The organism is Ruegeria sp. YTSB088 (assembly GCF_059609825.1).
Genome location: NZ_JBXWMM010000007.1, coordinates 105,022 through 126,855 on the forward strand (window position 1 = coordinate 105,022; position 21,834 = coordinate 126,855).

A 21,834-nucleotide genomic window follows, 5' to 3' on the forward strand; every position below is an offset into this window, starting at 1 on the left:
CCCCTATTCCTGACCAGACCTTAGAATGTCCGCGCCTTCGGCGCGATTTTCTGCAGGCTGATACCGCCTTGGTCTTCGGTCGTCAGTGGATCAACGATGACCGGACGGTAGCTGAGCTCAACCTTGTTGCCCTCAACCCGGCTGACCGTATGAACGCGCCAGTTTTCGTCATCACGCTCGCTGAAGTCCTCATGCGCATGGGCCCCTCGGGATTCCTTGCGGGCCTCGGCGCCGACGATGGTGGCAAGCGCGTTTGGCATCAGGTTGGCCAGTTCAAGGGTTTCCATCAGATCGCTGTTCCAGACCAATGAACGGTCTGTGACTTTCAGGTCGCCCATCTTTGCGGCAATCGCTGTCATCTTCTCGACGCCTTCGGCCATGGTCTTGGCGGTTCGGAACACGGCCGCGTCCGCCTGCATGGTCTTTTGCATCTCAAGCCGCAGATCAGCGGTTGGGATTGATCCGCTGGCGTTACGCACAGCATCAAAACGGTCAAACGCCTTGTCTACAGACGCTTGGTTCAGAACCGGGTTCGCGGATTCGGCGTCGACAACCTTGCCAGCCCGGATCGCTGCCGCCCGGCCAAAGACCACAAGGTCAATCAACGAGTTCGACCCCAGTCGGTTCGCCCCGTGGACCGAGGCACAGCCGGCTTCGCCAACGGCCATCAATCCAGGAACAATCGCCGTCGGGTTATCGGTGATCGGGTTCAGAACCTCACCCCAATAGTTCGTGGGGATACCGCCCATGTTGTAATGCACGGTGGGCAGAACCGGTATCGGTTCCTTGGTAACATCCACACCCGCAAAAATCTTGGCGCTTTCCGAGATGCCAGGCAGGCGTTCCGCCAGAGCCTCGGCAGGCAAGTGGCTGAGGTTCAGGTGAATGTGATCCCCTTCGGCCCCTACGCCCCGTCCCTCGCGGATTTCCAAGGTCATCGAGCGCGAAACGTAGTCGCGCGGTGCGAGATCCTTGTACTGGGGCGCATAGCGCTCCATGAACCGTTCACCTTCCGAGTTTGTCAGGTAACCGCCTTCGCCGCGCGCACCTTCGGTGATCAGGCAGCCTGACCCATAGATGCCGGTTGGGTGGAACTGAACGAACTCCATATCCTGCAAGGCCAGCCCTGCTCGGGCCACCATGCCACCACCATCGCCGGTGCAGGTGTGGGCCGAGGTCGCGCTGAAATAGGCACGGCCATAGCCGCCGGTCGCCAGAACCACCATCTTGGCGTTGAAGACATGCATGGTGCCGTCGTCCAGTTTCCAGCAGACGACCCCCTGACACTGGCCGTCCTCGGACATGATCAGGTCGATGGCGAAATATTCGATATAGAACTCGGCGTTATTCTTGAGCGACTGCCCGTACAGAGTATGCAAAATCGCGTGGCCTGTCCGGTCGGCGGCTGCACAAGTGCGCTGTACCGCAGGACCCTCTCCGAATTCAGTGGTGTGCCCACCGAAGGGGCGCTGATAAATCTTGCCCTCTTCCGTCCGGCTGAACGGAACGCCATAGTGCTCCAGCTCGTAGACTGCCTTGGGTGCCTCCCGCGCGAGATACTCCATCGCGTCGGTATCGCCCAACCAGTCCGAGCCCTTGACGGTGTCGTACATGTGCCACTGCCAATGGTCGGGGCCCATGTTTGACAGCGACGCGGCAATGCCACCCTGTGCGGCCACGGTATGGGAACGCGTCGGGAAAACTTTGGTTACGCAAGCCGTGCGCAGACCTTGTTCTGCCATACCCAATGTCGCCCGCAGACCGGCCCCACCGGCGCCGACAACGACCACGTCATATTCATGCGTTTCGTATTCGTATGCAGCCATTTCTTTCAGCTCCGGGAATTAAAGGGCAATGCGCGCGATGGCGAAGATGCCGGCCGCAGCCGCACCGTAGGACAGGCAGGTGACCAAGATGATCAGGACCTTTTCAAGCGTACCGTGAACATAGTCCTCAAGCATCACCTGCGCACCGTCTGCGAAGTGTTTGAAGCCAACCGCCAGCGTCAGTGCTGCCACGATGGCTGGGAAAGGCCGCGAGTAATATTCAAGTACCACATCGAACGGCTGGCCCAGAACCGGGCCAAACGTGAAGACAAACAATGGCACAAGTATCAGCAGAGCCACCGAGCTGACTTTCATCGCCCAGAAATGGGCTGTGCCTGATTTCGCCGAGCCAAGGCCAGCGGCGCGCTTACGGTCGGTCAGATAACGCATGTAAGGCCTCCAATCACGCGACGATGACAAGGGTCAGAAGGGTCAGAACGACCGATCCGATGACAACCGCCCAGCCCAGCTTTGTCGCTGTGGGAAGGTCCAGACCAACCGCATTGTCCCAGATCAGGTGCCGAACACCGGCCAGCGTGTGATACCAAAGACCCCAAACAGACAGTGCCATCACCAGATCCCCAAGCATCGAGGTTATTACGCCGTTTGCCACGGCGAAAGCCTCGGGCGAAGTCGCTGCGGCCAGAAACCACCAGACAATCAACAACGCGGCCAGTAGAAGCGCGTTGCCTGTGATGCGTGTCAGGATGGATGTGATCGACGTCAGCTGCGGACGATAGATCGACAGATGCGGCGAAAGTGGGCGGTTGCCCCGATTTACATCGGCCATGGCGGCTCCTTTTCGGTTGGCTACCGAACGTTTTACTGGTTTTTGCGACACTGTCACGTGCTGCGGGTGCCAAAACCACTAAATTCAGTGCAAATTGACGGATAATTCAGGTATGTGATCACACAAAATATTCTCGTGATCACATATTACATTCTGCTTCATCAATGTTAGCGATTTCAAGGCCAAAGCGATGTGATCACGAATCTCTCAGCCTGTCACTTAAGGCCAGCCGTTTGCTGCGTCACTTCGCGCAGCAGTTTTTTGCGAATTCTATCCGGGTAGTCGGCGAACCCGGAGGCCGAAACGACAAAAGCACCTTCGCCCACAATGACATTCTCAAAGAAATATGCCGTCAGATCCGGTTCACTCTCTTCGATCGCCAACGCATTTACGACAATGCCGCGGTTCCGCAGAGCGGCATGCACCTGCGTTGGTTCGACCCCTTCATTGGATACGCCGTCCCCCGACAGATCGATCAGACGTCGTTTGCAATCTGAAACGGCATCAAAAGCATCCAGAGTCGTGTGCAGCGCCTCACCTATCGCCGTCGAGAAATTCCGCCAGATGCGTGGATCTGCGGCAACCTGATCGGCAAAACGGTCCAGTGAAGAGAAACTGTCGATACGGGTCCAGGGGATCGTGACCTGCTGACGCGATGACCCGGTCCATTGCACCAGCATCAACTGCGCCTGACCACGAACCAAAGCCTCGGACACGACCGGGTCGCGCAGACCGGCGGCCAACCCGTCCATCTGTATGCGGTACTCGTTGCTGTCGACCGAGCCGGAAACGTCCACCGCCAGGGCCAATGCCAGATCGCAGGCCTGAGCCGACGGGGCCAGACAAATACTGGCTAATATCGCGCGCAGAAGATGCATGGTGCAAGCCTAGCACGGCTTGCACGCGAATGGTTCACATAACCGTCAGCTCTCCTATTGCGGCATGAGCGCCCAATAATCGAGGTCCAGAAGCACATCGGGCAAATACCGCCCCTCGTCAGTCTTCAACTCAAATGGAACACCGCCCTTGGTCGCCACCATGCGCAGACGGATCGCACCCACGCCGGGAACACCGGTTTCCGCTTTATCCAGTACTTCGGACCAGGCCTTGATCGTGTCGCCCGCGAAACAGGGGTTGGCATGCGCGCCACCATTCAGGCCAACAATCATCTGCGCGTTCGCAAGTCCATTGAACGACAAGGTCCGCGCCATCGAGATCACGTGCCCACCATAGATCAACCTGCCTTCCGGGCGGAACGTCAGGTCGAAATGCACCTTGGCGGTGTTCTGCCACAATCGCGTGGCCAGCATATGTTCGGCCTCTTCCAAGGTGACGCCGTCCACGTGGTCGATTTTCTCACCGATTTCATAATCGCCCCAACGATGCGCTTCACCGGCCAAAGCAAAGTCGTAATTCGAGAAATCGAGACCTTCGGGCACGATCAAGTCCTGAGGTGTCAATGCCTTCTTCAATTCGGGAACAACCGTTTCGGGCGCAGGCGCATTCACGTCTGCTTTGCGCACCATGACCCAACGGACATATTCGATGACCACTTCGTCCAATTGGTTCAATCCACGGGTACGGACCCAAACCACACCCGTTTTCCCGTTGGAGTTCTGCTTGAGCCCGATCACCTCGGACACGGATCGCAGAGTATCACCGGCATAGACAGGCTTCAGCCATCGGCCTTCGCCGTAGCCAAGGTTGGCAACCGCGTTCAGCGAGACATCCGGTACTGTCTTACCGAACACCAGATGAAACGCGGCCAGATCATCAAGCGGACTTTCCGGTAAACCACAATGCCGGGCAAATTCGTCCGAGGAATAAAGAGCGTGGCGTGCGGGATAAAGCGCGTGATACAAACCGCGTTCGCCCTCGGTCACTGTGCGTGGCACGGCGTGTTTCAGTACCTGCCCTACGGAATAATCCTCGAAAAATCGGCCCGGATTTGTTTTTACCATTACTGCTGTCCCAGTTTCATGTCGGGGGAATAATCGGGCGCGACCTCTTTGGTCACGGCCTGCGCACAGCGCATCTTGTTGGTGGACGGATCGAACGTATAGGACGGGTCGCCATACAACTTCCATCCCTTTGCCAGCGCATCCGACACCTTGTGACAGAAGGCTGACGTGTCCTCTTCGGTCAACAAACGATAGAGTTTCGCCATGGGGTCAGGTCCTCATGAGCCGAACGGAGACGGACCGACCAGGCCGTGGATATATCCGATAATCCCCAGCAGCACGATCGACGCCACAAAGAACATCGCATCCTTGCCGTAAGTCCCGGGTTCACCCGGCGCCCAGTCAGGTTCGGACTTGTTGATTACAATGACTTCGACCACAGCCCATGCCAGAAGACCGCCGAACAGGATGATCGAAGCCAGATCTCCGTTCACCAGCAAATGCGCAAAGGCCCACAGCTTGAACCCGCCGAGCATCGGATGGCGAAACTTGTTCAGCACCCGACCTTTGGTACCTGCAGGACTCATCATGTAGATCGCGATAAGAACCAACAGATTATTGACGTGAATCAGGAAGGTCGGCGGCGCCCAGACATAGATGAAGTCGGTCATACGATAGCCGAACACCATCAGCAGGATCGACGCGACCAGTGCCAGAGCAACTGCCCCTTTGCCCCCGTCGCCCATTGCGGCGCGGCGTTCGGGTGCCACACGTTTGAAGAGATGCGCTGCCCACCACAACGCGACGCCCAAGATCAGAAGAAAAAAGCCCATGCTGGCTTACCCCGCTTGCAAAGCTGATATTGCCTCTGCTTTTGCCAGAATTTCGCGGGCAGTTACAACGTGCAGATTTTCAACAATCTTGCCATCCACGACAGCAACACCCTGCCCTTGCGCTTCGGTCTCTTCAAATGCCGAGATTTGACGGCGGGCCAGGTCGATCTCATCATCCGATGGCGCAAAGGCTTTATTGGCCACATCGATCTGGGCCGGATGGATCAGCGTTTTGCCATCAAAGCCCATGTCTCGGCCTTGTGCACACTCATCGGCCAGACCCTCGGCATCCTTGAAAGCGTTGTACACGCCATCGACGATGATCAACCCCTCGGCTTTGGCAGCCAACAGGCACAGACCCAGCGAAGTCATCATCGGCAAGCGATCAGGACGGAAGCGGGTTTGCAGCTCTTTGGCCAGATCGTTCGTGCCCATCACGAACCCGGCCATCAGCGGATGCGCAGCGATTTCCGCCGCGTTGAGCATTCCGCGCGGTGTTTCCATCATGGCCCAGATCGGCAATTCTCCGGTGATCGCCGCCAATGCATCTACGTCGGTCGCCGAATTCACCTTGGGCAACAGAACAACGTCGGCATCCATGTCGCGCACCGCCTCGGCGTCGGCACGCCCCCATTCGGTGTCCAGCCCATTGATCCGGACGATCTTGACCCGTGCGCCATAGCCCCCATCGGACAGGGCGCCTTTCAGCGTTTCGCGCGCGTTTTCTTTTTCGTCCGCTGCAACTGCATCCTCCAGATCAAAGATGATCGCATCCACGGGCAGAGTGCGGGCCTTGTCCAGGGCTCTATCCTTCGAGCCAGGGATGTACAGAACTGAACGATAGGGACGCTGACGAGGATCCATGGACCACTCCCATTGAAATAAAGTTGCGCGGAATGGGGCATTTTTTGCAGTAAAGTTCAAGCATAAAATCGCCGCACTGCAGCAAGCCCGACGCAACGTGCGTTCCCTTAACTGGATTTCGTCCCTTGCCATCCACCCTGATCGGCAGATGGAACCGAAAAAGGGTACGGGATGCAAAAGACGGTGTTCAAGATGACAATGGGGCTTGGAATCATGGTTCTGGCCGCGCAGCACGTGCACGCTCAGGGTCAAAACTGTGCGCCTCGAGAAGATGTGCTGGAACGGTTGCACGAGGCCTATGGTGAAACGCGCAGAGGTTTGGGGTTGGCCCGGAAGGGCGCAGTAGTGGAGCTATTTGCCTCGAACAAAAGCGGCAGCTGGACCATCACGGTGACCATGCCCAACGGGATCACCTGCCTTGTGGCTTCGGGTCAGTCTTTTGAAGATGTCGCCGAGGCGCTGCCCCCCAATGCCTGATCAGGTAAACGAGTCCCAGATCAGCTTGCTGCCGGTAAGTGTCAGCAGCACATAGGCGAGCCCAAAAAACAGGCGTTCGGACAACATGAAATGTGCCCGGACGCCCAGCCATGCCCCCAAGATCGCAAAGGGTGTCAGCAACAAGTCCGCCCACAACGTCTGCCATGTGAACATGCCCAGATAAGCGTAGGGTACAAATTTCGCGATATTAATCACCCAGAAAACCAATACCGTGCTGGCCTGAAACTCGGTTTTGGTCAGCCGTTGAGACAAAAGATAGACAGCCGCCGGGGGGCCGCCGGCGTGGCTGACGAAGCTTGTGAAACCCGCGACCAGCCCGGCAAAAAGACCAGAAGACGGCGACAGTCGCCTGACAAACCCGCGCACCCAACCTTGCGATTGCGCCATGTGCCAAATCACGAATCCGACAGAGATGCCACCGATCAGCAGGCGCAGCAGGTCATCATCCGTTGCACGATAAAGCCACGCACCCATCGCCACGCCGGGTACCGCGCCTAGAATCAGCAGACGTGAATCCGGCCAACTCCACCGTCTCCAATACGGACCCAGTGTGGCCACGTCGATCACCATCAGAATCGGCAGCATCAAGGCCAAAGCCTGCCCGGGCGTCAGGATCAAGGCCAGAATCGACGAAGAGGCAAAGGCCACGCCAGAACCGAAACCACCCTTTGAGATACCGGCAAAGATCACTGCCGGGATCGCCACGGCAAAAAACATCAGGTTCAGTTCGAACATGTGACGGTCCCGGTTTTGGCTTGTCTCAAAGGCCGTTTAGCGCAATCAAAGCAGGGCCTGCAAACGGTATGCGGTTGTATGCCACGTCGCAGAACCCTTGCCTATTGACGTTTTAACGACTAGCACAGCCGCGATTTCAATACCGACCGGAGATATTCCAAATGGCCAGACCCAAGATTGCGCTGATCGGCGCGGGGAACATCGGCGGCACGCTTGCACATCTCGCAGCTGTCAAAGAACTGGGTGACGTTGTCCTGTTTGACATCGCAGACGGGCTGCCGCAGGGCAAGGCGCTCGACATCGCTGAATCCGGCCCTTCGGAAGGGTTCGACGCCTCGATGAAAGGCACCAGCGACTATGCCGATATCGCTGGTGCGGATGTGTGCATCGTGACCGCAGGCGTGGCCCGCAAGCCGGGCATGAGCCGCGATGATTTGCTGGGCATCAACCTGAAGGTCATGAAGTCGGTCGGTGAAGGCATCGCTGCCCACGCACCCGATGCGTTCGTGATCTGCATCACCAACCCGCTGGATGCCATGGTCTGGGCCCTGCGTGAATTCTCGGGCCTGCCGCACAACAAGGTTTGTGGCATGGCTGGGGTGCTTGACTCGGCCCGCTTTGCACATTTCCTGTCGGAAGAGTTCAACGTCTCGATGCGCGACGTCACCGCATTCGTGCTGGGCGGCCACGGCGACACCATGGTACCGTCGGTACGCTACTCGACGGTTGCCGGTATTCCGCTGCCTGATCTGGTCGAGATGGGCTGGACCACGCAAGAGAAACTGGACGCCATCGTGCAGCGCACCCGTGACGGCGGCGCTGAAATTGTTGGCCTGTTGAAGACCGGTTCTGCCTATTACGCGCCTGCCACGTCGGCGATCGAAATGGCAGAGGCCTATCTGAAAGACCAGAAACGCGTTCTGCCATGCGCCGCCTACTGCAACGGCGAGCTGGGCGTCGATGGCCTCTATGTCGGCGTTCCGACCGTCATCGGTGCTGGTGGTGTCGAGCGTATCGTTGACATCAAGCTGAACGAAGACGAGCAGGCAGGTTTCGACAACTCTGTGAACGCAGTGAAAGGTCTGATCGACGCTTGCAAGGGTATCGACAGCTCGCTGGCATAGTAGCCTACCCCTGTCGCCTGTGGATCTGGCGACAGGAGAGCCAGGACAGAATAGAGCCCTGCCCGAGATTGTGGCGGGGCTTTTTACATTGCCGACTTACATTGCCCGACCTAAACCCAACCTACCGGAACATGCCTAACCATCTAGCTACGGCCAGAAGCAGCCCCCCTAAAACGACTAACAGGACACACACCTCCCAGAAGGCGCTTGGGTTGCTTGCGCCAGGCACGCCGCCGACATTGATCCCAAGAACCGCCGCGACCAGACTTAGCGGAAGAAACACCGCACTCACGACCGACAGAACTAGCATCCGGCTGTTCATGCGTTCGGCGCGCTGATCCATCAATTGGTCATGAATGATCTGGACTCGTTCGCGAACCGCGGCAAGGTCCTCGCCGATCCGGTAGATGCGTTCCGATGCTTCGCGTAAACGTGACCGATCTTGCGCCTGGAGCCAGGGCAGGTCTTAGATTTCCAAGGTGGTCAGCGCATCGCGTTGGGGTACGAGGTAACCGCGCAGAACAATCGACGACCGACGGATCGCTGAAAGCTCTGTCCGCGAGATATCGGCATCCGGTTCCAAAAGGATTTCCTCAAGATCATCCACGCGCTCGTTTAGATCTGTGATCGCCGGCTCGGCCCGGTCGGCCAGCCGAAGCGCCATGCGCGCGACAAAATCACTGGGTGTTCTTGGGCCTTGCCCCCGTTCTATCGACGCCAGCAAATCGAAAACCGCGTCCAGTGGCCGACGCCAGACACCTATCACTTTGGCTTCCGTCAGCCACATCCGGACCGAAATCATATCTTCGGGTAGTTGATCCGGCAGCAGGTTTACGCCTCTCAGGTTCAGGATGACGCCGTCACCGTGTACGGTACACCGAGGCCGGGTTTCGTCAGCCATCAGCGCGTCAATCACAAATTCGTCCAACCCGCTGGCGCGCAGAAGCGATTGAGTGGCTGGCGCTTCCAGTCGCAGGTGCTGCCATGCGAACCCAACCCCGGTATCCGGCGGTGACCAAACCGGAAAACTGTCGTCGTTTACCGTCGTCGCCCGACCCGCACCATCAAAGACAAGCGTCAAGGCATCCGGAAGGCTGTGGCCTTGTGCATTCATCCTGTTGGACCCTTCTGGCTATCAATCTGCCGCACCTTGCGGCATCGGGAGACTATCCAACCAACTGACAACCGCCAAGCCCAAGCGACGCCCGAGACAGTCAGCGCCGCTGCGTTTTCCCGCGCTCGCATACGGTGTACGCTCCACAAGTGTGACCGATGTTGTTAGCGTAAGCAGTAAGCTGAGCCTCGAAGAATGAGTTTTTTTGCACAAATCCTCGGATTGTCGAATCAAGCGTCGCAGCGCACTGAATTTGTGATCACACGCGAAAAAACCGTGATCACAAAAGTTGAAAATCTTTGGCTAATCGCCCCAAGGAGTCAGAAAACCCTTTAAATCTGACGTTTAAACACCCCTATAACGTTTAAACGCAGTCAGACGGGACAGTTTCGATGAACATTCACGAATATCAGGCCAAAGCCCTCCTTCGCAGCTACGGAGCACCGGTGTCCGATGGTCGCGCAGTGTTGCGCGCCGAAGAAGCCAAAACCGCAGCAGGTGAGCTGGACGGCCCGCTTTGGGTTGTCAAAGCACAAATCCACGCGGGTGGTCGCGGCAAGGGTTCGTTCAAAGAGGCCGACGCCGGTGAAAAAGGCGGTGTTCGTCTGACCAAATCGGTTGAAGAAGCCGCTGAAGAAGCCAAAAAGATGCTGGGCCGTACGCTGGTCACTCATCAGACCGGTCCGGCGGGCAAGCAGGTCAACCGCATCTATATCGAAGCAGGCTCGGGCATCGAGCGTGAACTGTACCTGGCTCTGCTGGTGGATCGTCAGACCAGCCGCATTTCCTTCGTCTGTTCGACCGAGGGCGGCATGGACATCGAAGAAGTGGCCGCCGCGACGCCCGAGAAAATCCTGTCCTTCTCGGTCGATCCGGCCACCGGTTACATGCCCTATCACGGCCGCCGCATCGCCTTCTCGCTGGGTCTGGAAGGCGCGCAGGTCAAGCAATGCGTCAAACTGATGAGCCAGCTGTATGCCGCCTTCGTCGAGAAGGACATGGAGATGCTGGAGATCAACCCGCTGATCGTGTCCGACAAGGGCGACCTCAAAGTACTGGACGCCAAGGTCGGTTTTGACGGCAACGCGGTCTACCGCCACCCCGACATCGCCGAGTTGCGCGACACGACCGAGGAAGATCCCAAGGAACTGGAAGCCTCCAAGTACGACCTGAACTACATCGCACTGGATGGTGAGATCGGCTGCATGGTCAACGGCGCCGGTTTGGCGATGGCCACGATGGACATCATCAAGCTTTACGGGGCAGAGCCTGCCAACTTCCTCGACGTGGGTGGCGGCGCCACCAAAGAGAAAGTGACCGAGGCGTTCAAGATCATCACCTCGGACCCGCAGGTCAAAGGCATTCTGGTCAACATCTTCGGCGGCATCATGCGTTGCGACGTGATCGCCGAGGGCGTTGTCGCCGCAGTGAAAGAGGTCGGCCTGAAAGTGCCGCTGGTCGTCCGTCTGGAAGGCACGAATGTCGAGAAGGGCAAAGAGATCATCAACACCTCTGGCCTGGACGTGATCGCGGCAGACAACCTGAAAGACGGTGCTGAGAAGATCGTGAAGGCAGTTAAGGGGTAAGCTTGTTTGAGTGGGGCTGGCCTCGGGCCCGCCCCATCGCGGCAAATACCAAGCTGCAAATCACTGCCGCGCAAGGCCGAAAGAAGCAATCGATCTGATGACCATCCCCATCTTCCTCATAGGCCTCGAACGCGCCACAGGGCGGGCGCGCTTGATGGAGCAGGAGCTACAAAAGGCAGGCCTGTCGGCGACGCGCGTCAACGCTATTGACTGCGATGCCGCCACCCGTGAGGACTTTCTGCGCGAATGCCGGGCGGAAGGACCTTGGGGCTATTTCCATACCAAGGACATGGCTTGCACCCTCAGCCACGCCAAAGCGTGGGAGGCGGTGATTGCCTCGGGCGCGGAACAGGCCTTGATCCTTGAGGATGATGTTTTCCTGACACCGGAACTGGCAGACTGGCTGAACGATCCGTCCTGGTGGCCTGAGGATGCCGACATCGTTCGGTTCGAACGTTGGCGCAGCACGAAGCTTTACGTGGCACTTGGACGCAAGCGGTTGTCCCATTTGGGACGGGAACTGCGCCTGATGCGCTCGCGCCATCCCGGTGGTGCAGCTTATGCGCTGACACGCGAAGCGGCCCGGCACTTTCTGGCACAGAAACCCTTTGACATTACGCTGGATGGTTTGTTGTTCAACCCTTCCGCCTCGCCGGCGGCGCGTCAGATCAACATCTATCAGGTGATCCCGGCCATGGTCGAACAGGGCAACGAAGCGCCCGGCGAATACCAGATGGGTGCGCCACGCGCGCGTCCCAACGGCTGGCCCCTGATCCGGCAAAAAGTTAGGCGTGGCATCGCCGAAATCAGCAGCGGCCTTCGCACGACGGCCAACCTTGCCCTGGGACGTGCCACGCTCGAGAAGATTACCTATGCGCCGCAGGTTCTGCCGGCGACTGAACCCAATCAATCCAACACCGCCTAGAGAAAGGGACAAAATGGCAGTCCTCATCGACGAAAACACCAAAGTGATCTGTCAGGGCTTTACCGGCTCGCAGGGTACATTCCACAGCGAACAGGCCATTGCCTATGGCACCAAGATGGTCGGCGGCGTGACCCCCGGCAAAGGCGGGATGGAGCATCTGGGCCTGCCCGTGTTCAACTCGGTCCACGAAGCCAAGCACGTGACCGAAGCCAACGCCTCGGTGATCTATGTGCCGCCGCCCTTTGCGGCTGACTCGATCCTCGAAGCGATTGATGCCGAGATGGAAGTGATCGTCTGCATCACAGAAGGCATCCCGGTGCTGGACATGATGAAGGTCAAACGCGCACTGGAAGGCTCAAGCTCGCGCCTGATCGGCCCGAACTGCCCCGGTGTCATCACGCCGGATGCTTGCAAGATCGGCATCATGCCCGGCCACATCCACAAGCGCGGCTCGGTCGGTGTTGTGTCCCGTTCCGGCACACTGACTTATGAGGCCGTCAAGCAGACCACCGATGTGGGTCTGGGCCAGTCCACCTGCGTGGGCATCGGCGGTGACCCGATCAAAGGCACCGAGCATATCGATGTGCTGGAATGGTTCCTGGCCGATGACGAGACCGAGTCGATCATCATGATCGGTGAGATCGGTGGCTCGGCCGAGGAAGAAGCCGCGCAGTTCCTGGCGGACGAGGCCAAGAAAGGCCGCAAGAAACCGACTGCAGGGTTCATCGCTGGCCGCACAGCCCCTCCGGGCCGCCGCATGGGCCACGCAGGCGCGATTGTCGCTGGCGGCAAAGGCGGCGCCGAGGACAAGATCGAAGCTATGCGCAGTGCCGGTATCGTCGTGGCCGAAAGCCCGGCGCAACTGGGCGAGGCTGTGCTGGAAGCGATTGGGTAAGTCGTGATCCGAGGCCGTCAATCCTTAATAGGCTTAGTGGCTGCCCTATTGGCAGTCACATCCGCACCTGCTGGTGCGGAAAACTATGATCCGGCCTCAGACGCCATTAGCGCATGCCAGTCAGCAACCGATCTGGCCATACTGACAGATGCGCTTATTCAAGTTGGGTGGACGCCCAAGGTGCCTGCAAATCTTGATGACAGTGCAATCCGGTCTTATGCAGCCACCTATTTACCAAATCACTTCGGCACTGGCGACTACTCAGACACGCGCATCGCAAGCACTTGGGAGTTAGCTCTCACCAATGCGACAGGTGCGCGCAATTTGAAGATAGTTGATGGTTCCGAAAAGAAGGACAGATGGTTTGTTCGTGACCAAACCGGAAGCGTTTTGCGTGTCGATAGCTACAAGAATGGAGAGTTCGAGCAAACCAACTGTGTTCTGGCGCTCAAAGAAGAAGACTCTCCAACTACTTTTGAAAAGTTACTAGTGGACTCGGACCGCGACCCCAAATCCCTTCCGCCAGTTCTTCATCTTCGGTCACAGTCTTCCGAAAATGATACGTTCAAAAGAAGCATGAACGGCGCGATCCTGAACATAGATCGAATGCAATCTGCCTCAGACCCAGAATTTGATGTATCGTCAGTTTTCACAACTGTAACCACAAAGCGACCGGAGAAGTCACGATGACCTTCTCGGACGCCATCCAAACCTGTTTCTCCAAGTTCTTCACCTTCTCGGGTCGTGCCTCGCGGTCTGAGTACTGGTTCTTTTTCCTGTTCATCCTGATCTGGAGCATCATCGCCGGGATCATTGACTGGCAGTTCTTCACTCAGGTCGCGATCACAGAAAGCGATGAGGTCAAATCCGTCACTGCCACTTCTTCGCAACCGGTGCAAAGTATCGTCAGCCTGATCGTTTTCTTCCCGCATCTGGCTGTCGCGTGGCGACGGATGCATGATACCGGGCGCAGCGGGCTTTATGCGTTGCTGCCAATCCTGCTGATCGTCGGGGCCGCTGCCGTTCTGATCTTTGGCATCGGCCTTGCGTCCAGCTTCCAGCATGGGGGCAGTTTGGACATTCTGTTCACCCGTGCCACTCTGCTGACTGTCATTCCGACACTGCTTGTTTTGTTTGTGTCGCCCCTTCTGGTGCTGTGGTGGCTAACCCGCCCCAGTCAACCAGGCACCAATCAATACGGTCCCAACCCACATGAGGTAGCCAAATGACCGAACACTCGCCCAATACTGCCTTTCACGCCTCGAGCTTCATGCAGGGGCACAACGCCGAATACCTGGAACAGCTTTATGCGCAGTACACCAAGAACCCCGGTGCGGTAGACGCTGCCTGGGTCGAGTTCTTCAAGGCCATGGGTGACGCCGCGCCTGATGTTCAGCGTGAGGCCGGAGGGCCTTCGTGGGCGCGCACGGACTGGCCACCCATGCCGGCCGATGATCTGACCGGTGCGTTGACCGGCGAATGGGCCGAGATTGACGCCAAGGCGGCGGGCAAGAAGATCAAGGACAAGGCTGCCGACAAAGGTGTTGAAGTCAGCGATGACCAGATCAAGCGCGCCGTGCTGGACAGCCTGCGCGCCCTGATGCTGATCCGGGCTTACCGGATCCGGGGCCATCTGGCCGCCAATCTGGACCCGCTGGGCATGCGCGCGGCCAGCAATCATCCGGAACTGGATCCCAAAACCTACGGCTTCACCGATGCGGACATGGACCGTCCGATCTTCATCGACAACGTGCTGGGGCTGCAGGTCGCCTCGATGCGGCAGATCGTCGAGATCGTGAAGCGGACCTATTGCGGCACTTTTGCGCTGCAATACATGCATATCTCAAACCCGGAAGAGGCCGCATGGCTGAAAGAGCGCATTGAGGGCTATGGCAAGGAAATCCAGTTCACCAAGGAAGGCCGCAAAGCCATTCTGAACAAGATGGTCGAGGCCGAAGGCTTTGAGAAATTCCTGCACGTCAAGTACATGGGCACCAAGCGCTTTGGTCTCGATGGCGGTGAGGCGCTTATTCCGGCGATGGAGCAGATCATCAAGCGGGGTGGCGCGCTGGGTCTCAGCGATATCGTCATCGGCATGCCGCACCGCGGTCGTCTGAATGTTCTAGCCAACGTGATGGGCAAGCCCTATCGCGCCATCTTCAACGAATTCCAGGGCGGCAGCTATAAGCCCGAAGACGTGGATGGCTCGGGTGATGTGAAGTACCATCTGGGTGCCTCAAGCGACCGCGAGTTTGACGGCAACAGCGTACACCTGTCGCTGACTGCAAACCCGTCGCACCTTGAGGCGGTGAACCCTGTGGTTCTGGGCAAGGTCCGCGCCAAGCAGGATCAATTGGGCGACACTGATCGCACCAGGGTCATGGCCATTTTGCTGCATGGGGATGCGGCCTTTGCCGGTCAGGGCGTCGTAGCCGAAGGCTTTGGCCTGAGCGGTCTTCGCGGGCATCGCACCGGCGGGACAATGCACATCGTGGTGAACAACCAGATCGGCTTTACCACCGCACCGCATTTCTCACGCTCCAGCCCATATCCGACGGATATCGCGCTGATGGTCGAAGCACCGATTTTCCACGTGAACGGGGATGACCCCGAAGCGGTTGTTCATGCAGCCAAGGTGGCGACCGAGTTCCGCCAGAAATTCCACAAGGATGTGGTTTTGGATATCTTCTGCTACCGCAGGTTTGGTCACAACGAGGGCGACGAGCCCATGTTCACCAACCCGATCATGTACAAGAAGATCAAGACGCATAAGACCACGCTGTCTCTGTACACAGAACGCCTCGTCCAGGATGGCCTAATCCCCGAAGGTGAAATCGAGGATATGAAAGCGGCCTTCCAGGCCCATCTGAACGACGAATTCGAGGCCGGTAAAGACTATAAACCCAACAAGGCCGATTGGCTGGACGGGCGCTGGTCGCATCTGGACAAGAACAAAGACGAATACATGCGCGGCGAGACGGCGATCGCGCCGGACACTCTGGCCGAAATGGGTGGCGCCCTGACCCGCGTACCGAGCGGATTTGCCATGCACAAGACGGTCGGTCGGCTGCTTGAGCACAAGAAGCAGATGTTTGAAACCGGTAAAGGCTTTGACTGGGCCACTGGTGAGGCGCTGGCCTTCGGGTCATTGCTGACCGAGGGGTACCCGGTACGCCTTTCTGGCCAGGACGCCACGCGCGGCACCTTCAGCCAGCGCCATTCGGGTTTCATTCATCAGGAAACCGAAGAGCGGTACTACCCGCTGAACAACATTCGCGCAGGCCAGTCGCAGTACGAAGTGATCGACTCGATGCTGTCCGAATATGCAGTGCTTGGGTTCGAATACGGATACTCGCTGGCCGAACCCAATGCACTTGTTCTATGGGAAGCCCAGTTCGGGGACTTCGCCAACGGCGCGCAGATCATGTTCGACCAGTTCATCAGTTCTGGTGAATCGAAATGGCTGCGGATGTCCGGTTTGGTCACGCTGTTGCCGCACGGGTTTGAAGGACAGGGCCCCGAACACTCATCCGCGCGGCTTGAGCGGTTCCTGCAAATGTGCGGTCAGGACAACTGGATCGTGGCGAACTGCACCACGCCCGCGAACTATTTCCACATCCTGCGCCGCCAACTGCACCGGACGTTCCGCAAGCCGTTGATTCTGGTGACGCCTAAATCGTTGCTGCGCCACAAGCTGGCGGTCAGCACGGCCGAGGATTTTACCACCGGCTCCAGCTTCCACCGCGTGCTGTGGGATGATGCACAGAAGGGTAATTCCGACACCAAGCTGGTGGCGGATGACAAGATCAAACGCGTGGTGATGTGTTCCGGCAAAGTCTATTTTGACCTGCTGGAGGAACGCGATGCACGTGGCATTGACGACGTCTACCTGATGCGGATCGAACAGTTCTATCCCTTCCCGGCACATTCGCTGATCAACGAGCTTGAACGGTTCAAGAATGCTGAAATGGTCTGGTGTCAGGAAGAGCCCAAAAACCAAGGCGCCTGGACCTTTATTGAGCCCAATATCGAATGGGTTCTGTCCCGGATCGGCGCGAAACATACCCGTCCGGCTTACGTCGGTCGCGCAACCTCGGCTTCGCCCGCAACGGGCCTGGCCAGCCAACACAAAGCCCAACAAGAAGCGCTGGTTAACGAAGCGCTGAGCATCGAAGGAAAATAAGCGATGACGATTGAAGTTCGTGTTCCCACGCTTGGCGAGTCGGTCACCGAAGCCACTGTTGCAACATGGTTCAAAAAGCCCGGTGATGCGGTCGCCGTGGATGAGATGCTGTGTGAGCTGGAGACTGACAAGGTCACGGTCGAAGTGCCCTCTCCCTCTGCTGGTGTGATGGGTGAGATTGTAGCCGCCGAAGGCGAAACGGTTGGTGTCGATGCTCTGCTGGCGACGATAAATGCCGGCGAAGGCGCAGCCACGCCTGCCCCAGCAACAGCCGCAGCAGCTCCGGAGGCCACACCTGCCGCATCTGGCGGGTCGGTTGACGTGATGGTCCCGACACTTGGCGAATCCGTGACGGAAGCAACTGTTTCAACCTGGTTCAAGCAAGTCGGCGACAGCGTCGCGCAGGACGAGATGTTGTGTGAGTTGGAAACCGACAAAGTCTCGGTCGAAGTACCGGCCCCGGCTTCCGGTGTTCTGGCAGAGATTGTCGCGCCGGAAGGTGCAACCGTGGATGCAACCGCAAAGCTGGCAGTCATCTCTGGCGCGGCCGCTGGCGCAGCTCCTGCGCCAGCTCCTGCGGCGGCGGCAGCTTCTGCGGCGGCAAGCACCGGCAAAGATGTTGCAAACGCACCATCGGCTGAAAAGACAATGGCAGAAGCCGGGTTGTCAGCCGATCAGGTCACCGGCACCGGTCGCGATGGCCGCATCATGAAGGAAGACGTTGCCAAGGCGGTTGCAGCCGCTTCTGCTCCGGCACCTGCGGCTTCTGCGTCTGCACCAGCGGCTCAGGCTCCACGCGCACCGGTTGCTGCCGAAGATGCGGCCCGCGAAGAACGCGTACGGATGACCCGTCTGCGTCAGACAATTGCCAAGCGCCTGAAGGATGCGCAGAACACCGCCGCGATCCTGACCACCTATAACGAGGTGGACATGACCGAGGTGATGGCCCTGCGCAATCAGTACAAGGACCAGTTCGAGAAGAAGCACGGCGTGCGCCTGGGCTTCATGTCCTTCTTCACCAAGGCCTGCTGCCATGCCCTGAAAGAAGTGCCAGAGGTCAATGCCGAGATCGATGGCACCGACATCGTCTACAAGAACTTCGTTCACATGGGCGTTGCTGCTGGCACGCCGCAGGGTCTGGTCGTACCGGTCATTCGCGACGCGGACAGCATGTCCTTTGCAGCCATCGAAAAAGCCATCGCCGAAAAGGGCAAGCGCGCCCGCGATGGCAAGCTTTCAATGGCCGAGATGCAGGGCGGCACCTTCACCATCTCGAACGGTGGTGTTTACGGGTCGCTGATGTCGTCGCCGATCCTGAACCCCCCGCAGTCGGGCATTCTTGGCATGCACAAGATCCAGGAACGACCGATGGTCATCAATGGCGAGATCAAGATCCGCCCGATGATGTATCTGGCCCTGTCTTATGACCACCGGATCGTTGACGGCAAAGGCGCGGTAACGTTCCTGGTTCGTGTGAAAGAGGCGCTGGAAGACCCCCGCCGCCTGCTGATGGATCTGTAACCATGGCGACACATGTACTCTGGCAGGCCGATGTGGCGGATTTCGACGCCTGGCTGAAAGTGTTCCGCGAGGACAAGCCGATGCGCAAGGCCTCGGGTATCCGCGACCTGCATGTCTGGCGCGATCCCGATCAGAAGGACCATGCAATCGCGATGTTCGAGGTTACGGATCTGGAAAAGGCGCGCGCCTTTTTCGGGTCCGAGGAATTGGCAATGCACCACGAGCGAGGCGGCATTGCGCATATCTCGATCAAGCTGCTGGAACCCGTTTGACAAAAGATATTCCTGACCCACCAAATCGGGTCGGGGAAGCACCGGATCGTCCGGTCGGTTTAGGAGAATCTAATGGCAAATTATGACGTCATCGTAATCGGCGCCGGACCCGGCGGCTATGTCTGCGCGATCCGCTGCGCTCAACTGGGTCTGAAGACTGCTGTTGTCGAGGGGCGCGAAACGCTGGGTGGTACTTGCCTGAACGTGGGCTGCATCCCCTCGAAAGCTTTGCTGCATGCCAGCCATCAGTTGCACGAAGCCGAACACAACTTTGCCAAGATGGGCCTGAAGGGCAAAAGCCCTTCGGTCGATTGGAAGCAGATGCAAGCCTACAAGGATGAGGTGATCGAGGGCAACACCAAGGGCATTGAGTTCCTGTTCAAGAAGAACAAGATCGACTGGCTGAAAGGCTGGGGATCGATCCCTGCCGCCGGTCAGGTCAAAGTGGGCGATGAGGTGCACGAGGCCAAGAGCATCATCATCGCTTCAGGCTCCGAACCGTCCTCGCTGCCTGGTGTCGAAGTGGATGAGAAGGTGGTCGTGACGTCCACCGGTGCGCTGTCTCTGGGCAAGATCCCCAAAAAGATGGTGGTGATCGGCGCGGGTGTGATTGGTCTTGAACTGGGATCGGTCTACAGCCGTTTGGGTGCTGAAGTAACCGTGATCGAGTTTCTCAAGGAAATCACCCCCGGCATGGACCCGGAAGTGCAGAAGACATTCCAGCGTATCCTCAAGAAACAGGGGTTGAATTTCATCATGGGTGCGGCGGTGCAGAAAACCGAAGCAACCAAGACCAAGGCCAAGGTTACCTACAAGCTCCTCAAGGACGACAGCGAGCATGTGATCGACGCCGATACCGTGCTGGTGGCCACGGGCCGCAAACCTTTTTACGACGGGCTGGGGCTGGATGCGCTGGGAGTCGAGATGACCCCGCGCGGGCAGATCAAGGTGGGTGCGGAATGGCAAACCAACGTACCTGGCATTTATGCCATTGGCGACGTGATCGAAGGCCCGATGTTGGCCCACAAGGCCGAAGATGAAGGCATGGCCGCCGCCGAAGTGGTCGCCGGCAAGCATGGCCATGTGAATTATGGTGTCATTCCGGGCGTGATCTATACGTGGCCCGAAGTCGCCAATGTCGGTGAGACCGAGGCGACGCTCAAGGAACAGGGTCGTGCCTACAAGGTCGGCAAGTTCATGTTCATGGGCAATGGCCGCGCCAAAGCCAACTTTGCCTCTGACGGTTTCGTAAAGATTCTGGTAGACAAAGAGACCGACCGTATCCTTGGCGCCCATATCATCGGTCCGGCTGCGGGCGATCTGATCCACGAGGTCTGCGTCGCCATGGAATTCGGCGCATCCGCCGAGGATCTGGCCCTGACCTGCCACGCGCACCCGACCTATTCCGAAGCGGTGCGTGAAGCGGCACTGGCTTGCGGCGACGGCCCGATCCACAGCTGACAACCTTGACCCCGGCAGCGATCAGCCTGTCGGGGTCAACCAGGCATCCAGATAGGTCTCCAACCTGTCTGTAAATGTCGTCGCTGAATGCAACGCGCAAAACTTTAGTGACATGGCCTGAATGGCGAAAGCCTGCACACCTTCGGCCAATAACTCGCATGGCACGTCCTTTCGCACCTCTGCAGCTTCGAGCCACAGCATCACGACACGGAAATATCTCTCAAAGCAATAGGCGACCGGTCCTATCTCAGCGACAGCCGTTGCACCGGAATACCTGATCAACAGATCGAATACATACCGCTCGGACGTCATGAAACTGTGAACCGGCTCCAGCGCCATGATGATCTCTGCAACAGTTTTGGGTGAAGTTCCGGCCTCGGCCTGATCCAAACACGCATTCAGCTTGTCCGCGATCAGAATTTCCATAAGCGCATCCTTGTCGCGAAAATGCGCAAAGAAGGTGCCCTTCGCAACACCTGCAGCCTTCACAACGTCTTCCACCCGCAAAGCTTCATATCCGCCATTTTGGATAACCTCTTCGGCAGCCGAGAGAAGCTTGGCGCGGGTCTTGATCGTACGTTTCTGGATCGTCTTTTGCATACCGCTCAATTGCACAATTTTTGACCGTGGTCAAATTTATATTGACCGTGGTCATTTTTTTGCCTAAAAACTGACCACGGTCATTTTCAGGAGAATCACAATGCAATCGAAGAAAATCCTCATCCTTGACGGACACCCCGCAGAAAGCAGCCTGTCACGAATATTCGCCGAAACGTATGGAGACGCCGCCCGTAAAAAGGGCCATGACGTCCGGTTGGTCCATCTGAGCGACCTGCAGTTCGATTTTGATTTCGGTCAGGGCAATTACCACGATTTCAAACCGCTTGAGCCGGTTCTGGAACAAGTGCTGCAAGACTTTGAGTGGAGCGACCATCTGGTTCTGACCACACCGATGTGGTGGGGCGGCCTTCCCGCAAAACTCAAGGGACTGATCGACCGGACATTCATCCCCGGGCGGACTTTCGACACCCGGAATACGACAAAGATCGGGTTCCCGGCGCCCATGCTGACTGGGCGTACTGCACGCGTGATCCTGACCTCAGACACGCCGGGATGGTTCATGCGCCTGATATACCGGCAGGCGCTTATCCGTCAGGTACGGGACCAGATCCTTGGGTTCGTCGGCTTCAAACCAACGCGGTTCACCTATTTTGCTGGCGCAAGCTATCCCAAGCCCGGCAACGTTGATCGCTGGATTGAAAAAGTATCCAGGATCGGAGCCGCTGCGGTTTGAACCACTGCCGCC

At 57.9% G+C, this 21,834-nt stretch carries 22 protein-coding genes and 1 pseudogene; 12 read left to right on the forward strand and 11 right to left on the reverse strand.

Features of this window, described 5'->3' with window-relative positions:
* Positions 1-20: 20 nt before the first annotated feature.
* The 8 genes from sdhA to AC2FFA_RS12880 form a co-directional block, all read right to left on the reverse strand.
* Positions 21-1,826, reverse strand: a complete 1,806-nt coding sequence (gene sdhA, locus AC2FFA_RS12845; RefSeq protein ID WP_496851912.1) for a succinate dehydrogenase flavoprotein subunit — start codon at positions 1,824-1,826, stop codon at positions 21-23.
* An 18-nt stretch (positions 1,827-1,844) separates the two neighbouring features.
* Positions 1,845-2,216, reverse strand: coding sequence for a succinate dehydrogenase, hydrophobic membrane anchor protein (sdhD, locus tag AC2FFA_RS12850; RefSeq protein WP_117870336.1), 372 nt, complete (start codon positions 2,214-2,216; stop codon positions 1,845-1,847).
* Positions 2,217-2,229: 13 nt separating this feature from the next.
* Positions 2,230-2,616, reverse strand: coding sequence for a succinate dehydrogenase, cytochrome b556 subunit (gene sdhC, locus AC2FFA_RS12855; protein WP_117870338.1), 387 nt, complete (start codon positions 2,614-2,616; stop codon positions 2,230-2,232).
* 215 nt (positions 2,617-2,831) lie between these two features.
* Complete coding sequence (locus AC2FFA_RS12860) at positions 2,832-3,494, reverse strand: DUF1194 domain-containing protein (RefSeq protein WP_117870340.1); 663 nt, start codon at positions 3,492-3,494, stop codon at positions 2,832-2,834.
* Between the two features lie 54 nt (positions 3,495-3,548).
* Entirely contained in the window at positions 3,549-4,577 is a 1,029-nt protein-coding gene (locus AC2FFA_RS12865) for a MaoC family dehydratase (protein ID WP_496851913.1), read from the reverse strand.
* A complete protein-coding gene (locus AC2FFA_RS12870) occupies positions 4,577-4,783 on the reverse strand; it encodes a DUF1737 domain-containing protein (protein ID WP_496851914.1) in 207 nt (68 codons plus the stop codon). Before AC2FFA_RS12870 ends, AC2FFA_RS12865 begins: the two co-directional genes overlap by 1 nt.
* A gap of 12 nt (positions 4,784-4,795) precedes the next feature.
* A complete protein-coding gene (locus AC2FFA_RS12875; protein WP_496672317.1) occupies positions 4,796-5,350 on the reverse strand; it encodes an NnrU family protein in 555 nt (184 codons plus the stop codon).
* A gap of 6 nt (positions 5,351-5,356) precedes the next feature.
* Complete coding sequence (locus AC2FFA_RS12880) at positions 5,357-6,214, reverse strand: HpcH/HpaI aldolase/citrate lyase family protein (protein ID WP_496851915.1); 858 nt, start codon at positions 6,212-6,214, stop codon at positions 5,357-5,359.
* Between the two features lie 171 nt (positions 6,215-6,385).
* Here AC2FFA_RS12880 and AC2FFA_RS12885 point away from each other — a divergent pair, with 171 nt between their 5' ends.
* On the forward strand, positions 6,386-6,691 hold the full coding sequence (locus AC2FFA_RS12885) for a hypothetical protein (RefSeq protein ID WP_496851916.1): 306 nt from the start codon (positions 6,386-6,388) through the stop codon (positions 6,689-6,691).
* Here the strand turns inward: AC2FFA_RS12885 and AC2FFA_RS12890 are convergent, their stop codons facing one another.
* On the reverse strand, positions 6,692-7,447 hold the full coding sequence (locus AC2FFA_RS12890; protein ID WP_496851917.1) for a sulfite exporter TauE/SafE family protein: 756 nt from the start codon (positions 7,445-7,447) through the stop codon (positions 6,692-6,694).
* A 161-nt stretch (positions 7,448-7,608) separates the two neighbouring features.
* Here AC2FFA_RS12890 and mdh point away from each other — a divergent pair, with 161 nt between their 5' ends.
* Positions 7,609-8,571 carry a malate dehydrogenase gene (gene mdh / locus AC2FFA_RS12895; protein ID WP_117870353.1) on the forward strand — a complete coding sequence of 321 codons (963 nt, stop codon included), beginning with the start codon at positions 7,609-7,611 and terminating at the stop codon, positions 8,569-8,571.
* A gap of 121 nt (positions 8,572-8,692) precedes the next feature.
* Here mdh and AC2FFA_RS12900 read toward each other — a convergent pair.
* Positions 8,693-9,685, reverse strand: a pseudogene (locus AC2FFA_RS12900) (zinc transporter ZntB).
* A 392-nt stretch (positions 9,686-10,077) separates the two neighbouring features.
* On the opposite strand from AC2FFA_RS12900, the gene sucC reads away from it, so the two are divergent.
* From sucC to lpdA, 9 genes are all read left to right on the forward strand, one after another.
* The gene (gene sucC, locus AC2FFA_RS12905; RefSeq protein ID WP_117870358.1) at positions 10,078-11,271 is read left to right on the forward strand and encodes an ADP-forming succinate--CoA ligase subunit beta; all 1,194 of its coding nucleotides are present in this window, start codon (positions 10,078-10,080) and stop codon (positions 11,269-11,271) included.
* A 97-nt stretch (positions 11,272-11,368) separates the two neighbouring features.
* Entirely contained in the window at positions 11,369-12,196 is an 828-nt protein-coding gene (locus AC2FFA_RS12910; protein WP_496851918.1) for a glycosyltransferase family 25 protein, read from the forward strand.
* A 13-nt stretch (positions 12,197-12,209) separates the two neighbouring features.
* Positions 12,210-13,091, forward strand: a complete 882-nt coding sequence (gene sucD, locus AC2FFA_RS12915) for a succinate--CoA ligase subunit alpha (protein WP_117870362.1) — start codon at positions 12,210-12,212, stop codon at positions 13,089-13,091.
* Between the two features lie 36 nt (positions 13,092-13,127).
* The gene (locus AC2FFA_RS12920; protein ID WP_496851919.1) at positions 13,128-13,781 is read left to right on the forward strand and encodes a hypothetical protein; all 654 of its coding nucleotides are present in this window, start codon (positions 13,128-13,130) and stop codon (positions 13,779-13,781) included.
* Positions 13,778-14,320, forward strand: a complete 543-nt coding sequence (locus tag AC2FFA_RS12925; protein WP_496851920.1) for a DUF805 domain-containing protein — start codon at positions 13,778-13,780, stop codon at positions 14,318-14,320. The genes AC2FFA_RS12920 and AC2FFA_RS12925 overlap by 4 nt, the downstream gene beginning before the upstream one ends.
* A complete protein-coding gene (locus tag AC2FFA_RS12930) occupies positions 14,317-17,274 on the forward strand; it encodes a 2-oxoglutarate dehydrogenase E1 component (protein WP_496851921.1) in 2,958 nt (985 codons plus the stop codon). Before AC2FFA_RS12925 ends, AC2FFA_RS12930 begins: the two co-directional genes overlap by 4 nt.
* 3 nt (positions 17,275-17,277) lie before the next feature.
* A complete protein-coding gene (odhB, locus tag AC2FFA_RS12935) occupies positions 17,278-18,795 on the forward strand; it encodes a 2-oxoglutarate dehydrogenase complex dihydrolipoyllysine-residue succinyltransferase (protein WP_496851922.1) in 1,518 nt (505 codons plus the stop codon).
* Positions 18,796-18,797: 2 nt separating this feature from the next.
* Positions 18,798-19,067, forward strand: coding sequence for a hypothetical protein (locus tag AC2FFA_RS12940; protein WP_117870372.1), 270 nt, complete (start codon positions 18,798-18,800; stop codon positions 19,065-19,067).
* A gap of 72 nt (positions 19,068-19,139) precedes the next feature.
* Entirely contained in the window at positions 19,140-20,528 is a 1,389-nt protein-coding gene (gene lpdA / locus AC2FFA_RS12945; RefSeq protein WP_496851923.1) for a dihydrolipoyl dehydrogenase, read from the forward strand.
* A 21-nt stretch (positions 20,529-20,549) separates the two neighbouring features.
* Here the strand turns inward: lpdA and AC2FFA_RS12950 are convergent, their stop codons facing one another.
* Positions 20,550-21,128 (reverse strand): TetR/AcrR family transcriptional regulator, encoded by a 579-nt coding sequence (locus AC2FFA_RS12950; protein WP_299899161.1) that lies wholly within the window; start codon positions 21,126-21,128, stop codon positions 20,550-20,552.
* Positions 21,129-21,228: 100 nt separating this feature from the next.
* On the opposite strand from AC2FFA_RS12950, the gene AC2FFA_RS12955 reads away from it, so the two are divergent.
* Positions 21,229-21,822, forward strand: a complete 594-nt coding sequence (locus AC2FFA_RS12955; RefSeq protein ID WP_299899163.1) for an NAD(P)H-dependent oxidoreductase — start codon at positions 21,229-21,231, stop codon at positions 21,820-21,822.
* The last annotated feature ends 12 nt before the right edge of the window (positions 21,823-21,834 follow it).

Coding starts and splice junctions, on each gene's coding strand:
- AC2FFA_RS12940 (WP_117870372.1), top strand. CDS start 18,798: ATGGCGACACATGTACTCTGGCAGGCCGATGTGGCGGATTTCGACGCC.
- AC2FFA_RS12865 (WP_496851913.1), bottom strand. CDS start 4,577: ATGGTAAAAACAAATCCGGGCCGATTTTTCGAGGATTATTCCGTAGGG.
- sucC (WP_117870358.1), top strand. CDS start 10,078: ATGAACATTCACGAATATCAGGCCAAAGCCCTCCTTCGCAGCTACGGA.
- AC2FFA_RS12885 (WP_496851916.1), top strand. CDS start 6,386: ATGCAAAAGACGGTGTTCAAGATGACAATGGGGCTTGGAATCATGGTT.
- AC2FFA_RS12875 (WP_496672317.1), bottom strand. CDS start 5,350: ATGGGCTTTTTTCTTCTGATCTTGGGCGTCGCGTTGTGGTGGGCAGCG.
- AC2FFA_RS12870 (WP_496851914.1), bottom strand. CDS start 4,783: ATGGCGAAACTCTATCGTTTGTTGACCGAAGAGGACACGTCAGCCTTC.
- odhB (WP_496851922.1), top strand. CDS start 17,278: ATGACGATTGAAGTTCGTGTTCCCACGCTTGGCGAGTCGGTCACCGAA.
- sdhD (WP_117870336.1), bottom strand. CDS start 2,216: ATGCGTTATCTGACCGACCGTAAGCGCGCCGCTGGCCTTGGCTCGGCG.
- AC2FFA_RS12910 (WP_496851918.1), top strand. CDS start 11,369: ATGACCATCCCCATCTTCCTCATAGGCCTCGAACGCGCCACAGGGCGG.
- mdh (WP_117870353.1), top strand. CDS start 7,609: ATGGCCAGACCCAAGATTGCGCTGATCGGCGCGGGGAACATCGGCGGC.
- AC2FFA_RS12950 (WP_299899161.1), bottom strand. CDS start 21,128: ATGCAAAAGACGATCCAGAAACGTACGATCAAGACCCGCGCCAAGCTT.
- AC2FFA_RS12925 (WP_496851920.1), top strand. CDS start 13,778: ATGACCTTCTCGGACGCCATCCAAACCTGTTTCTCCAAGTTCTTCACC.
- sucD (WP_117870362.1), top strand. CDS start 12,210: ATGGCAGTCCTCATCGACGAAAACACCAAAGTGATCTGTCAGGGCTTT.
- AC2FFA_RS12890 (WP_496851917.1), bottom strand. CDS start 7,447: ATGTTCGAACTGAACCTGATGTTTTTTGCCGTGGCGATCCCGGCAGTG.
- sdhA (WP_496851912.1), bottom strand. CDS start 1,826: ATGGCTGCATACGAATACGAAACGCATGAATATGACGTGGTCGTTGTC.
- AC2FFA_RS12930 (WP_496851921.1), top strand. CDS start 14,317: ATGACCGAACACTCGCCCAATACTGCCTTTCACGCCTCGAGCTTCATG.
- AC2FFA_RS12860 (WP_117870340.1), bottom strand. CDS start 3,494: ATGCATCTTCTGCGCGCGATATTAGCCAGTATTTGTCTGGCCCCGTCG.
- lpdA (WP_496851923.1), top strand. CDS start 19,140: ATGGCAAATTATGACGTCATCGTAATCGGCGCCGGACCCGGCGGCTAT.
- sdhC (WP_117870338.1), bottom strand. CDS start 2,616: ATGGCCGATGTAAATCGGGGCAACCGCCCACTTTCGCCGCATCTGTCG.
- AC2FFA_RS12880 (WP_496851915.1), bottom strand. CDS start 6,214: ATGGATCCTCGTCAGCGTCCCTATCGTTCAGTTCTGTACATCCCTGGC.
- AC2FFA_RS12955 (WP_299899163.1), top strand. CDS start 21,229: ATGCAATCGAAGAAAATCCTCATCCTTGACGGACACCCCGCAGAAAGC.